Source organism: Vibrio sp. V04_P4A5T148, from assembly GCF_963875605.1.
Classification (GTDB): Bacteria; Pseudomonadota; Gammaproteobacteria; order Enterobacterales; family Vibrionaceae; genus Vibrio; species Vibrio anguillarum.
The window spans coordinates 57,200-68,936 of record NZ_CAWNMS010000049.1; the positions used below are offsets into that span (position 1 = coordinate 57,200).

General features: G+C 44.6%; 12 protein-coding genes. 3 read left to right on the forward strand and 9 right to left on the reverse strand.

Annotated elements, in window-relative coordinates:
* Window positions 1-8: 8 nt before the first annotated feature.
* The 7 genes from acpP to yceD form a co-directional block, all read right to left on the reverse strand.
* The gene (gene acpP, locus AACT18_RS10890; RefSeq protein ID WP_014204679.1) at window positions 9-242 is read right to left on the reverse strand and encodes an acyl carrier protein; all 234 of its coding nucleotides are present in this window, start codon (window positions 240-242) and stop codon (window positions 9-11) included.
* A gap of 234 nt (window positions 243-476) precedes the next feature.
* On the reverse strand, window positions 477-1,211 hold the full coding sequence (gene fabG, locus AACT18_RS10895) for a 3-oxoacyl-ACP reductase FabG (protein WP_026027249.1): 735 nt from the start codon (window positions 1,209-1,211) through the stop codon (window positions 477-479).
* Between the two features lie 19 nt (window positions 1,212-1,230).
* A complete protein-coding gene (gene fabD, locus AACT18_RS10900; RefSeq protein WP_017045257.1) occupies window positions 1,231-2,154 on the reverse strand; it encodes an ACP S-malonyltransferase in 924 nt (307 codons plus the stop codon).
* 63 nt (window positions 2,155-2,217) lie between these two features.
* Window positions 2,218-3,168: a beta-ketoacyl-ACP synthase III gene (locus AACT18_RS10905; RefSeq protein ID WP_010319117.1), complete on the reverse strand. Its 951-nt coding sequence runs from the start codon at window positions 3,166-3,168 to the stop codon at window positions 2,218-2,220.
* A 5-nt stretch (window positions 3,169-3,173) separates the two neighbouring features.
* Window positions 3,174-4,199 (reverse strand): phosphate acyltransferase PlsX, encoded by a 1,026-nt coding sequence (plsX, locus tag AACT18_RS10910; protein WP_017042562.1) that lies wholly within the window; start codon window positions 4,197-4,199, stop codon window positions 3,174-3,176.
* Window positions 4,200-4,208: 9 nt separating this feature from the next.
* A complete protein-coding gene (gene rpmF / locus AACT18_RS10915) occupies window positions 4,209-4,379 on the reverse strand; it encodes a 50S ribosomal protein L32 (protein ID WP_010319119.1) in 171 nt (56 codons plus the stop codon).
* 33 nt (window positions 4,380-4,412) lie between these two features.
* Window positions 4,413-4,937 (reverse strand): 23S rRNA accumulation protein YceD, encoded by a 525-nt coding sequence (gene yceD, locus AACT18_RS10920; RefSeq protein WP_010319120.1) that lies wholly within the window; start codon window positions 4,935-4,937, stop codon window positions 4,413-4,415.
* Window positions 4,938-5,083: 146 nt separating this feature from the next.
* Here yceD and AACT18_RS10925 point away from each other — a divergent pair, with 146 nt between their 5' ends.
* A complete protein-coding gene (locus AACT18_RS10925) occupies window positions 5,084-5,668 on the forward strand; it encodes a Maf family protein (protein ID WP_094125423.1) in 585 nt (194 codons plus the stop codon).
* A gap of 106 nt (window positions 5,669-5,774) precedes the next feature.
* On the opposite strand, the gene rluC is transcribed toward AACT18_RS10925, so the two are convergent.
* The gene (gene rluC / locus AACT18_RS10930; RefSeq protein WP_088729014.1) at window positions 5,775-6,722 is read right to left on the reverse strand and encodes a 23S rRNA pseudouridine(955/2504/2580) synthase RluC; all 948 of its coding nucleotides are present in this window, start codon (window positions 6,720-6,722) and stop codon (window positions 5,775-5,777) included.
* Between the two features lie 615 nt (window positions 6,723-7,337).
* Between rluC and rne the strand changes: the two genes are divergently transcribed.
* Together rne and AACT18_RS10940 are read left to right on the forward strand one after the other, a co-directional pair.
* Window positions 7,338-10,406, forward strand: coding sequence for a ribonuclease E (rne, locus tag AACT18_RS10935; protein ID WP_094144324.1), 3,069 nt, complete (start codon window positions 7,338-7,340; stop codon window positions 10,404-10,406).
* 122 nt (window positions 10,407-10,528) lie between these two features.
* Window positions 10,529-11,404 carry a DMT family transporter gene (locus AACT18_RS10940; protein ID WP_094125424.1) on the forward strand — a complete coding sequence of 292 codons (876 nt, stop codon included), beginning with the start codon at window positions 10,529-10,531 and terminating at the stop codon, window positions 11,402-11,404.
* Between the two features lie 148 nt (window positions 11,405-11,552).
* On the opposite strand, the gene AACT18_RS10945 is transcribed toward AACT18_RS10940, so the two are convergent.
* Window positions 11,553-11,737, reverse strand: a 185-nt coding sequence (locus AACT18_RS10945; protein WP_176445988.1) for a transposase, incomplete at its 5' end; no start/stop codon positions are given.

The following is an 11,737-nucleotide window of genomic DNA, read 5'->3' on the forward strand; positions in this document are numbered from 1 at the left end:
GAGAGATATTACTGAGCGCTGTTTACGTAGTCGATTGCAGCTTGAACAGTAGTGATCTTCTCAGCTTCTTCATCTGGAATTTCAGTATCGAATTCTTCTTCTAGAGCCATTACTAGCTCAACTGTATCTAGAGAATCAGCACCTAGATCTTCTACGAAAGAAGCTTCATTCTTTACTTCTGCTTCGTCTACACCTAGCTGTTCAACAATGATTTTCTTTACGCGTTCTTCGATGTTGCTCATGTTTTCTTTTCCTTTACAGATTTCGCCTAATGCGATGGTTCCGTAGTTTATTCTAACTAGGGAAAGTTGCAAGTGGGTCATTGCTGGTCAAACCACAATTTTACCGATTTTAACCGAAATTAAGACCATTTTTGACTTAAATCATGCACAAATGTTGCGCATATAGTTAGCAAGTTTTACACGTTGTTGACAATAGCAAAGCCTTTATTTCATCAATAACGTTCAAAAACCAACTTATACCATGTACATCCCGCCATTTACGTGCAAAGTTTCACCCGTAATGTAGGCAGCCTCTGGAGAAGCTAAAAATACCACTGCCGACGCAATTTCGCGTGGATCGCCTAAGCGGCCAGCTGGCACTTGGGCTAGTGTAGCAGTACGTTGGTCATCATTCAGCGCTTTTGTCATATCTGTTTCGATAAAACCTGGCGCAACTGTGTTAACCGTCACACCACGAGATGCAACTTCACGAGCCATAGACTTAGTAAAGCCAATTACGCCCGCTTTTGCCGCTGCGTAGTTGGTTTGACCAGCGTTACCCATAGTACCGACAACAGAGCCCACATTGATGATGCGACCATTGCGCTTTTTCATCATGCCACGTAGCACCGCTTTCGATAAGCGGAAGATAGACGTTAAGTTGGTATCAATAATATCTGACCATTCATCATCTTTCATGCGCATTAATAGATTATCACGAGTAATCCCGGCGTTATTCACAAGAATATCGATCACGCCAAACTCGTCATTGATGGTTTTCAGCGTCGCTGCGATAGATTCCACATCCGTCACGTTCAGCGCTAGGCCTTTACCATTATTACCAAGATATTCACTGATTGCCGCTGCACCGCTTTCGCTAGTCGCCGTGCCGATCACTGTTGCACCGCGTTCAACTAATAATTCAGCGATCGCTCGGCCAATACCACGGCTTGCGCCAGTCACGAGAGCAATTTTGCCTTCTAGGTTCATCATCTATTCTTTCCTTTGATTACTTAACGGCATCAAGTGAAGCAATGTCATTCACTGCTGCTGATTCAAGCGATTTAATAATGCGCTTAGTCAGGCCTGTCAAAACTTTGCCTGGGCCAACTTCAAGCAGCTTTTCTATGCCTTGCTCACTCATCAACTGTACACATTCCGTCCAACGAACAGGGCTGTATAGTTGACGAACTAACGCATCTTTAATTTTGGCCGGATCAATTTCTGCTATTACATCCACATTGTTGATAACCGGAATTTGTGGTGCATGAAATTCAATCGATTGTAATGCAACCGCTAACTTGTCTGCTGCTGGCTTCATTAAAGCACAGTGAGAAGGAACAGAAACTGGCAATGGCAGCGCGCGCTTTGCTCCGGCCTCTTTACATAACTGACCCGCACGTTCAACTGCATCTTTATTGCCTGCGATGACAACTTGGCCTGGCGAGTTAAAGTTAACCGGTGAAACCACTTCACCTTGAGCAGCTTCTTCACACGCTTTTGCTATCAGCTCATCATCAAGACCGATAATAGCCGACATCGCACCTACGCCTGCCGGAACGGCTTCTTGCATTAACTGACCGCGCAGCTCTACTAATTTGATGGCTTGCTTAAAGTCAACTACACCTGCACACACCAGTGCGGAATACTCACCCAAGCTATGGCCAGCAAGCAAGGCTGGCTGCTCTAAACCTAGGCTTTGCCATAACCGCCAAAGGGCAACAGAAGAAGCGAGTAATGCCGGTTGAGTACGAGAGGTTTGGTTAAGATCTTCTACTGGGCCATTTTGTACCAATGCCCATAAATCATAACCCAGCACTTCAGAAGCTTCGGCAAATGTCTGTTGAATGACATCATACTGCTGACCAAGTTCTGCAAGCATACCAACTGATTGCGAGCCTTGACCTGGAAATACGATAGCAAACTTGCTCATTGTTTGTTTCCTTAAGTAAAAACAAGAGGTTGAACCAACCCCTTAAAATAAAAATCTATCCGCTTAAAACTTAACGAGTGCCGAGCCCCAAGTAAAACCACCACCGAAGGCTTCAAGCAATAACGTTTGACCACGTTGAATTCGACCATCTCGTACGGCTTCATCGAGCGCGGTTGGGACGGTAGCAGCAGACGTATTACCATGGCGATCAAGCGTTATTACGACTTGGTCAAGTGACATCGATAGTTTTTTCGCGGTCGCGGAAATAATGCGATAGTTAGCTTGATGAGGCACTAACCAATCTAATTCTGATTTGTGCATGTTATTGGCAGCAAGCGTATCTTTAACAAGCTTAGAGAGTTGCGTCACTGCCACTTTAAAGACTTCATTACCCGCCATATAGAGCCATTTATCAGCATCACCACCACGCTCTGGAACAGGTAAACTCAAGAGCTCGCCAAACTCACCATCAGAATAGATATGAGTCGACAAAATGCCCGGCTCTTCACTTGCGCCAATAATGACAGCGCCTGCGCCATCACCAAATAAAATGATCGTCGAACGGTCCGTTGGATCGCAAGTTTTAGACAAGGCATCAGCACCAATGACAAGAATGTTTTTACACATACCCGATTTAATGTGTTGATCTGCAATCGATAATCCATAGACAAAACCCGAACAGGCCGCCGCTAAATCAAAAGCAGGGCATCCTTTGATGCCAAGCTTACCTTGCACCTGACATGCCGCCGAAGGAAATGCATGGCTACTGCTGGTTGTGGCAACAATAATCAGATCAATATCGTTTTTATCAATGCCGGCCATTTGAATGGCATTTTGCGCTGCATAGAAAGCCATATCCGCAACGGTTTCATTCTCCGCGCAAATACGGCGCTCACGAATACCCGTACGGGCAATAATCCACTCATCGCTTGTCTCTACCATTTTCTCTAAATCTGCGTTGGTACGCACCTGAGATGGCAAGTAGCTGCCAGTACCTAAAATTTTGCTATACATGAAGACTAATAATGCCTCTCGAGTAAAACCGCTTCCAAACGATCGCTTATACGGCTGGGGACTTGTCGTTTGACCTCGTGTACCGCTTCGGAAATCGCATTCACGACGGCGAGTACATCAGCACTTCCATGACTTTTTATGACAATGCCGCGCAATCCTAACAAACTTGCGCCGTTATACTGGTCGGGGTTCAATGTTTTTAGTTCAGTAAATAATGAAGAAAACAGTTTTCGTGCAATCCAACCCTTTATGGATGAGCCCAAAAGTTGGCTTTTTAACTTATCAATAAAGAGTTGTGCTGTGCCTTCACATGCTTTCAGGCAAACATTGCCGACGAAACCATCGCAAACAATCACATCAGCGACATCATCCAACAACTGATTACCTTCGATATAGCCGATATAGTTGACGGCCTGAGTTTGATTCAGCATTTCAGCGCAACGCTTCACTAAATCATTCCCTTTAATCTCTTCCGCACCAATATTAAGGATGGCAACTTTTGCAGAACGACCTAAATGCTGTTCGGCCAGCGCACTCCCCATGACAGCAAATTGAAACAGAGAATCTGCATCACTTGATACGTTCGCACCCAAATCCAGCATCCAAGTGCGTTGACCTGAAGCCGTCGGCAACGCTGAAACTAATGCAGGACGATCAATGCCGGGCAGCAATTTCAGACGAAAACGAGATAACGCCATGAGCGCACCTGTATTACCACCACTGACACAAGCATCAGCACGGCTATCAGAAACTAGGTCAATTGCGATGCCCATTGAACTTCCAGCACTATTGCGTAAGGCCAGAGAAGGTTTTTCGGAGTTAGAAATAACGCGGTCACTGTGCAAAATACTCAAGCGAGTATTAAGTTCATAACCTAATTGAGATAATTGATGTGTGATCAACACTTGATCACCAACGAGGATCACTTTGAGCTCTGGGAAATGCGACAGTGCCTGCACGGCGGCAGGCACTGTTACGCGAGGACCGAAATCCCCGCCCATTGCATCAAGTGCAACGGTTAAATATTGCAAAGGTCAACCTTACTTGCTGATAACCTTTTTGCCACGGTAATAACCGTCAGCAGTCATGTTGTGACGTAGGTGAGTTTCACCTGAAGTCGCATCTACAGATAGTGCAGATGTGGTTAGCGCATCATGTGAACGACGCATGCCACGACGTGCGCGTGATTTTTTGCTCTTTTGTACGGCCATTGACCCTACTCCTTTGTCTTAACCTATAACGAATTATCGTTTTAAGTTTTTTAAAACATCAAATGGATTCGGCTTTTCTTCCGCTAGTTCTTCTGGAAGTTCACCAAATACTAAATTGTCTGAATTAACGCTACATTCCGCTCTATCGTGCATTGCTACTTGTGGCAAATTAATGATGAACTCGTCTTCAACTAATTGTACAAGGTCGATCTCACCGTACTCATTCGGATCTACCAAATCGTACTCTTCCGGTGCGTCTTCATCCGTTTTACTCCCCAAGTAAGGAGTATACTTGAATTGGACTTCGCACTCATGTGCGAAAACCTTGTTACAGCGTTGACACTCTAAATCGACAGAGATGTTAGCTTTACCAGAGATAACAACTAGTCGCTGTTCATCAAGCCCAAATGACAATGAGACTTGTGCGTCGCGTTTAACGCCTGCGACTGATTCTTCTAAACGCTTAAAAAGACTGAGTTGGATGATACCATCACAATCGAGTCGTTTTTGAGCTGCTTTAGCCGGATCAATCGATCGCGGTATTTTTACCTTTTGCATAGGGCGCGAATATTATCTTCCAAATCGGTTTTAGTCAAAGAAAAAGGCAAAAAAGTTCGTTTTTTCCCCTTTCCACTGAGAGAATTATGTACAGCATGTCTGATTGATATATGCTGCGGTAAAATTCGCAGCAATTCTAAATCAAAATGCAAAATTACCAACTAGTTTTAGCATCTACTTCGCCGTTTCGGCAGCAATTACTTAAAAAGCTGGATTTACCTTTTGTTACCTGCTCGCCTAATTGCGACGAAACTCCGTTATCTAGTGAGTCCGCACAAGATCTGGTGACTCGTTTAGCAGAAACGAAAGCAAGATCTTGCCATCCAAACCAACCCAGTTTAGTCATCGGTTCTGATCAAGTTTGCGTGATTGACGGTGAGATTATTGGCAAACCTCATACTCAAGAACAAGCCATTAAGCAGTTACTCAAACAAAGTGGAAAAGCCATCACTTTTTATACTGGGCTTGCGGTTTACAACTCAGTCTCTGGTCAATGCATGGTCACCGTAGAACCCTTCACGGTTTATTTTCGCTCTTTATCTACCGAGATGGTGACGGCTTACGTGGCAAAAGAACAACCACTACAGTGCGCAGGCAGCTTTATGTGTGAGGGCCTAGGCATTGCACTTTTTGAACGTTTAGAAGGTGATGACCCTAATAGTTTGGTTGGGTTACCATTAATTAAGCTAGTCTCAATGCTTGAGTCTCAAGGCATTACCGTTTTAGGATAATGATTAACAGTGAGCGCCTTGATCTGCGCTCACTTTTATACCATGACTTCGACCATTACTTTATGTTTCTACTATGTTGCTACTCGTTAACGAATGAAAGCTGGCCTTAAGCGTTTCTCAATTTGACTAATGCTTGCTCTAGTTGAGTATCGAGTGGTGCATTAATGTCCATTAACGCCTCTGTCGAAGGGTGAATAAAACGAATATTGGCCGCGTGTAAGAATAATCGGTCAATGCCAAACTGTGCGGTATATGCGTCAAAACGGCGGTCACCATAACGATCATCCCACGCAATCGGGTGCCCTGTATACTGAGTATGAACGCGGATCTGATGAGTACGGCCAGTGATCGGACTGGCTTGCACCAAAGTTGCTTGTGCAAACTGTTCAAGGATCTTAAAGCGCGTTTCCGATGCTTTACCGTTTGGATTGACTCGCACAATGCTGTTCACTTCATTTTTCAATAGTGGCGCATTCACGACTTTACAGCCGCTTTTCCATTGCCCCATAACTAAAGCAAAGTAATATTTTTGAATCGTTTTTTCTCTAAACTGGGCTTGGAGATGGCGCAGTGCGGAGCGCTTTTTAGCCACTAATAAAATGCCCGAGGTATCGCGATCGATACGGTGCACCAATTCCAAAAAGCGAGCTTCTGGGCGCAATGCCCGCAGCGCTTCAATTGCGCCAAATTTCAAACCACTCCCACCATGAACAGCCGTACCGGAAGGTTTATTCAGAATAAGTAAGTGCTCATCCTCAAAAATAATGCAGTGTTCTAGCTCGGCGACTTTACTCAATTTGGTATTGGGTGTGTTGCTCTCTTGATCCGACTGTTCGAGAGTCACTGGTGGTATTCTCACCACATCACCAGCCGATAACTTATATTCTGCTTTGATGCGTTTTTTATTTACACGAACCTCTCCTTTGCGCAGGATTCGGTAAACCATACTTTTGGGAACGTTTTTTAATTGGTTACGCAAAAAATTGTCAATGCGTTGACCAGCCATATCTTCATCGATATCGATGAGCTGGACTTGGGTTCTAATTTCACTCATGGGCGCCATTGTACCACTGTAAATTGTTTAAATTCACATTTTCTTCGCCACAAAAAAGAATATTTTCATCTGCTGTTTAATGGCAAATTGGCGAGAATTACACCAATTGAAATGTGACTGTGGATAAAATTAAATATTACCCATTACAATTCTTACTTTAACAGCTAAAACTCTTTGATAAACATTAAATTAGCCATCTAACTTTTAGACCTATTCTCATTTTTTTGACCTGTTCATAACAAAGCAGATTGCTGTGTTTACCTGTCACTGCTATAGTTCACAGCTGCAATGAATGATTCGGTGATTTTTTATTCTTTACCGTCCATTTTTGAGCAAAATAGTGAGTAGACTGCTAAGCGTCAATGTGCTGCACATGGCGTAAGACACTATTGAGCGAAGCTATCTTGTTGCTCTACTCATCGTCATTTCATGTTGAGTATTTTCCGCCAATACGCGGATCGCAGGCAATCGTGTGCGTGCGATAACTGAAGTGCCCTAGAGCATCCCCTCCAGCCGGGAGGCTGCACCTTTTAGTCATGGGATCTGGCACCGTGAAAACGAAACCCAGCAACAAGTCCAATAATCAAAACTAAAGAAAGATAACGAGATTTTTAAATGAAAAGAATGCTAATTAACGCAACTCAAAAAGAAGAGTTGCGTGTCGCGCTGGTTGATGGCCAACGACTTTTTGATCTAGACATCGAAAGTCCAGGGCATGAATCTAAAAAGGCGAACATCTATAAAGGACGTATCACCCGTGTTGAACCGAGTTTAGAAGCTGCATTTGTTGATTACGGCGCTGAACGTCACGGTTTCCTTCCTCTCAAAGAAATTGCCCGCGAATATTTCCCTGATGGCTACACTTACCAAGGCCGTCCAAACATCAAAGAAGCGCTTAAAGAAGGCCAAGAAGTTATTGTCCAAGTTGAAAAGGAAGAGCGAGGCAGCAAAGGCGCTGCGTTGACCACTTTCATTTCTCTTGCTGGTAGCTACCTAGTTCTTATGCCAAACAATCCTCGTGCCGGTGGTATTTCACGCCGTATCGAAGGCGATGAGCGTACCGAATTAAAAACCGCATTGAGCAGTTTAGAGCTTCCTCAAGGCATGGGCCTTATCGTTCGCACTGCAGGTGTGGGCAAAAGTGCGGAAGAGCTAGAGTGGGACTTAAACGTTTTGCTCAATCACTGGAGCGCAATCAAACAAGCTTCCGATTTGCGTCCTGCACCGCTACTTATTCACCAAGAGAGCAACGTCATTGTACGCGCAATTCGTGATTATCTGCGTCGTGACATTGGTGAAATTCTAATTGATAGCAACACAATTTATGAACGTGCCCTTGAGCACATTCGTTTGGTGCGTCCTGATTTCGTGAGTCGTGTAAAAAAATACGACGGTGAAGTACCCCTATTTAGCCATTACCAAATTGAAAGCCAAATCGAATCGGCTTTCCAGCGTGAAGTGCGTTTGCCTTCTGGTGGCTCTATTGTTATCGACCCAACCGAAGCATTGACCTCAATTGATATCAACTCTGCTCGTGCAACAAAAGGCGGCGATATTGAAGAGACGGCGCTTAACACCAACTTAGAAGCAGCCGATGAAATTGCTCGCCAATTACGTCTGCGCGATTTGGGCGGATTAGTGGTTATCGATTTCATCGATATGACTCCTGTTCGTCACCAACGTGAAGTAGAAAACCGTTTACGCGATGCCGTACGCCTAGATCGTGCTCGCGTACAAATTGGCCGAATTTCACGTTTTGGCTTGTTAGAAATGTCGCGTCAGCGCTTGAGCCCATCACTTGCCGAAGCAAGTCACCATATCTGCCCACGCTGCTCTGGTACCGGAGTGGTTCGTGATAATGAATCTCTTGCGCTCTCTGTTTTACGTCTCATTGAAGAAGAAGCACTAAAAGATAATACCGCTCAAGTTATGGCGGTGGTTCCCGTTCCTATTGCATCTTATCTACTCAATGAAAAACGTCGCTCAATCAATCATATTGAACGCATTCAAGAAGTCGAGATCACCATTGTCCCTAACTCTGAAATGGAAACGCCTCATTTTGAAGTGATCCGTGTCCGTGAAGGGGAAGAGCAAGAAATACTCTCTTACTTAGTGCCAATGAAACTAGAAGCACTGAAAGAAGCAGAAGGTAAAGAAAGCTCAGATATCGATTTCAAACCAAAACGCATTGAAGAACCAGCGTTGAAAGGGTTTGCTGCTCCAGCACAAACTATTCCAGCTCCAACACCTAAAGCAGAGGTAGCGGTTCCAGTCAAAGAGATCGCTGTTGAACCAGGCAAACCAGGTCTATTTGGCCGCATCGTTAAAGCTCTTGGTAGCATCTTCTCAACCACCACGGAAGAGGTGAAAACTGAGGAAGAGCAACAAAAACAAGAAAACGAACGTAGCCAAGCACCACGCCAGCGTCGTGATCGAAATGACCAACGTCGTCGTAACGGACGCGGTGAAAATGTTAATCGCGACAACGCAAACCGTGACAGAAACAAACGTAAACCTGTCAATACCTCTGCTCTTGTTGAAGAAACACAAGACAAAGAAATTGTTGCTACCAACGAGCCTCGTAAGACACAAGCTCGCAAGCCAAAACAAGAGCGCCGCAACAAGCGTGATGACAGCAAATCTGAAAAGTTAGCGGAGCAAGGGCTACAACTTGCGGCTGAAGCGCAAGCCGTTACCTTGACAGCGAATGAAGATAAAACGGAAGAGAAAACGGCAAAAGTAAAAGAGCGCCGTCAACGCCGTAAGTTAAACAAACAAGTTCGTGTAAAAGATCAGACAATCGCTCAAGAACAACCAGAAGCTGAAATGTTGATCAATACAACCCCGGCAGCAGAGGTTATTGAAGCCGTAAAAGCTGAAACAGCACAATCTGTTGAGACATCGGTCGTTACACCAAACGACGACAATGAGAATGACGATCAAAATCAACGTCGCAATCGCCGCTCCCCTCGACATTTACGAGCCAGTGGTCAACGTCGACGCCGTGGTCGTGATCGTCGCCCTAACCCATTCCGTTTACGCAAAGGTGGGGTTGCCTCTCCTGAGATGGCAATGGGTAAAGTGATGCCTCGCTATGACCTCTCTAAACCTGTGTATCAAGCACCGGTAACAGAGCAAGTCGCAGCGGTTGAACCTGTTCAACAAGTGGCAGATGTCGTAGATAACAATACCGAGATAACGTTAGGTGGTTTTGCTTTCCCTGAAATGGCAATGGGTAAGGTCATTATTCGCCACGAAGAGAACCAGAGCGTCGTTGAAGAACCTGTTACAGTCTCTTTGCAGGACGCTATTGAACCTCAAGTACCATCGACAGTGGTAACAGAATCGGTCACTGTAGAAGCCGTTATTTCAGAGCCAGTGATCGCAGAAGTTGTTATTGAAAAGACTACCGCTATTGAGCTCGTTGTCGAAGAAAAAGCCACGACAGAGAAAGTACCAACATTGAAGGTTGAAGCAGTAACTAAGGCACCTGAAGCCGTATTACCTAAAACAATCAAAGCGCATGCATTCTCTCCGATGACCAAAGCCTCAGGCTCTTTGTTGCTCAAAGAGATTGAAATCGTATCAGCACCTTTCCATGCTGAACGAATTGCAACTCGTGCAGCAGGCAGCCAGTCAGCGCAAAGTCAAGCTGGTGCGGCAATGACTAAACCACAGTATTAATCTCTGAACCGAGTTTAAATACCATTAAAGGGCTGCATTCGCAGCCCTTTTTATATTCCGCTTGCCCAATATCTCTGCATCTCATAGCATTGCCTCTTTCTTGTCACTCAAAATGGACTTCCATGACTTGGATCTTATTCACCCTTCTGGCCGCGTTCATGCAATCTTGGCGCAATGCATTCCAAAGTCACTTAGCAACTGAGGTCAGTACTACTGGTGTTACCCTTGCCCGCTTTCTTTGGGCTGGCCCTATCGCGGCTCTCTATCTCATCACTTTGTATCATTTCATACCTGCGAAATTACCTACATTGTCATTGACCTTTATCGCTTTCATTATCGGAGCGTCATTGATGCAAATCGTCGCGACTGCGCTCATGGTTAAGCTTTTTAAATTAAATAACTATGCTGTAGGTGCTGGGCTAGCCAAAAGCGAAGCCTTAGTTGCCGCTATTTTAGGGATGATTTTTTTTGGCACTCATTTGACAGGCTTGGGCTGGATTGGCGTCATCGTTGGTGGCATTGGTGTATTTTTGATGAGCACGCACGGCAATGTTAAGCAGCTTTCAATGCCAACTGTTTTACTGGGATTAAGTTGTGGTAGTGCCTTTGCGCTCACTTCATTGTGGGTACGTGAAGCCAGTTTAGCACTTGGCTTACCCTTTCCACACAGTGCTGCTTGGGTATTATTGTTGGTCATTTCACTGCAGACTTTATTACTGCTAATTTACCTAATGGTGACCGACAACAACTCATTAAAACAATTATGGGCAAGACCTAAGCTGACGCTATTAACCAGCACAAGTAGCTGTCTTGGTTCTATTGGTTGGTTCAGTGCAATGTCTCTTCAAACCGTACCTTATGTAAAAACTTTAGGCCAAATTGAGATCTTTTTTACGATGTTAATTTCTATTTTTTGGCTAAAACAATCAGTAAAAATTAAAGATGGACTGGGGCTTTTTCTAATCGCAATTGCCGCTATTTTAGTCATGTGGGGATAGCTCCAACCTCACCCACGCTTTTGATAATGAAGTTGCTCGATAAAAAAAGTATCCACCGGCATAGCCGGTGGTTTTTCATATGCGCCTATAAGGCTTTCCTACTGGCAGCGCCCTAGCAGGCGCATAGTGATCTGACATTTGCATATGACTATTTCCTGCGGCCCGTAAACGGGCTACCTGAGTACGGGAGCGATAATTGCTCTCCCATTTTATCCTGCTCTAGTTGGTGCTTTATGTAACTTTGTATCTTCTCGGTATTTTTTCCTACCGTATCTACATAATACCCTCGACACCAAAATTCTCGATTCCTGTACTTGAACTTCAAATCTCCAA

What these genes read in the sequence shown, in the direction of transcription:
- acpP (WP_014204679.1), bottom strand. Translation starts at nt 242, where the DNA reads ATGAGCAACATCGAAGAACGCGTAAAGAAAATCATTGTTGAACAGCTA.
- fabG (WP_026027249.1), bottom strand. Translation starts at nt 1,211, where the DNA reads ATGAACCTAGAAGGCAAAATTGCTCTCGTGACTGGCGCAAGCCGTGGT.
- fabD (WP_017045257.1), bottom strand. Translation starts at nt 2,154, where the DNA reads ATGAGCAAGTTTGCTATCGTATTTCCAGGTCAAGGCTCGCAATCAGTT.
- AACT18_RS10905 (WP_010319117.1), bottom strand. Translation starts at nt 3,168, where the DNA reads ATGTATAGCAAAATTTTAGGTACTGGCAGCTACTTGCCATCTCAGGTG.
- rpmF (WP_010319119.1), bottom strand. Translation starts at nt 4,379, where the DNA reads ATGGCCGTACAAAAGAGCAAAAAATCACGCGCACGTCGTGGCATGCGT.
- yceD (WP_010319120.1), bottom strand. Translation starts at nt 4,937, where the DNA reads ATGCAAAAGGTAAAAATACCGCGATCGATTGATCCGGCTAAAGCAGCT.
- AACT18_RS10925 (WP_094125423.1), top strand. Translation starts at nt 5,084, where the DNA reads ATGCAAAATTACCAACTAGTTTTAGCATCTACTTCGCCGTTTCGGCAG.
- rluC (WP_088729014.1), bottom strand. Translation starts at nt 6,722, where the DNA reads ATGAGTGAAATTAGAACCCAAGTCCAGCTCATCGATATCGATGAAGAT.
- rne (WP_094144324.1), top strand. Translation starts at nt 7,338, where the DNA reads ATGAAAAGAATGCTAATTAACGCAACTCAAAAAGAAGAGTTGCGTGTC.
- AACT18_RS10940 (WP_094125424.1), top strand. Translation starts at nt 10,529, where the DNA reads ATGACTTGGATCTTATTCACCCTTCTGGCCGCGTTCATGCAATCTTGG.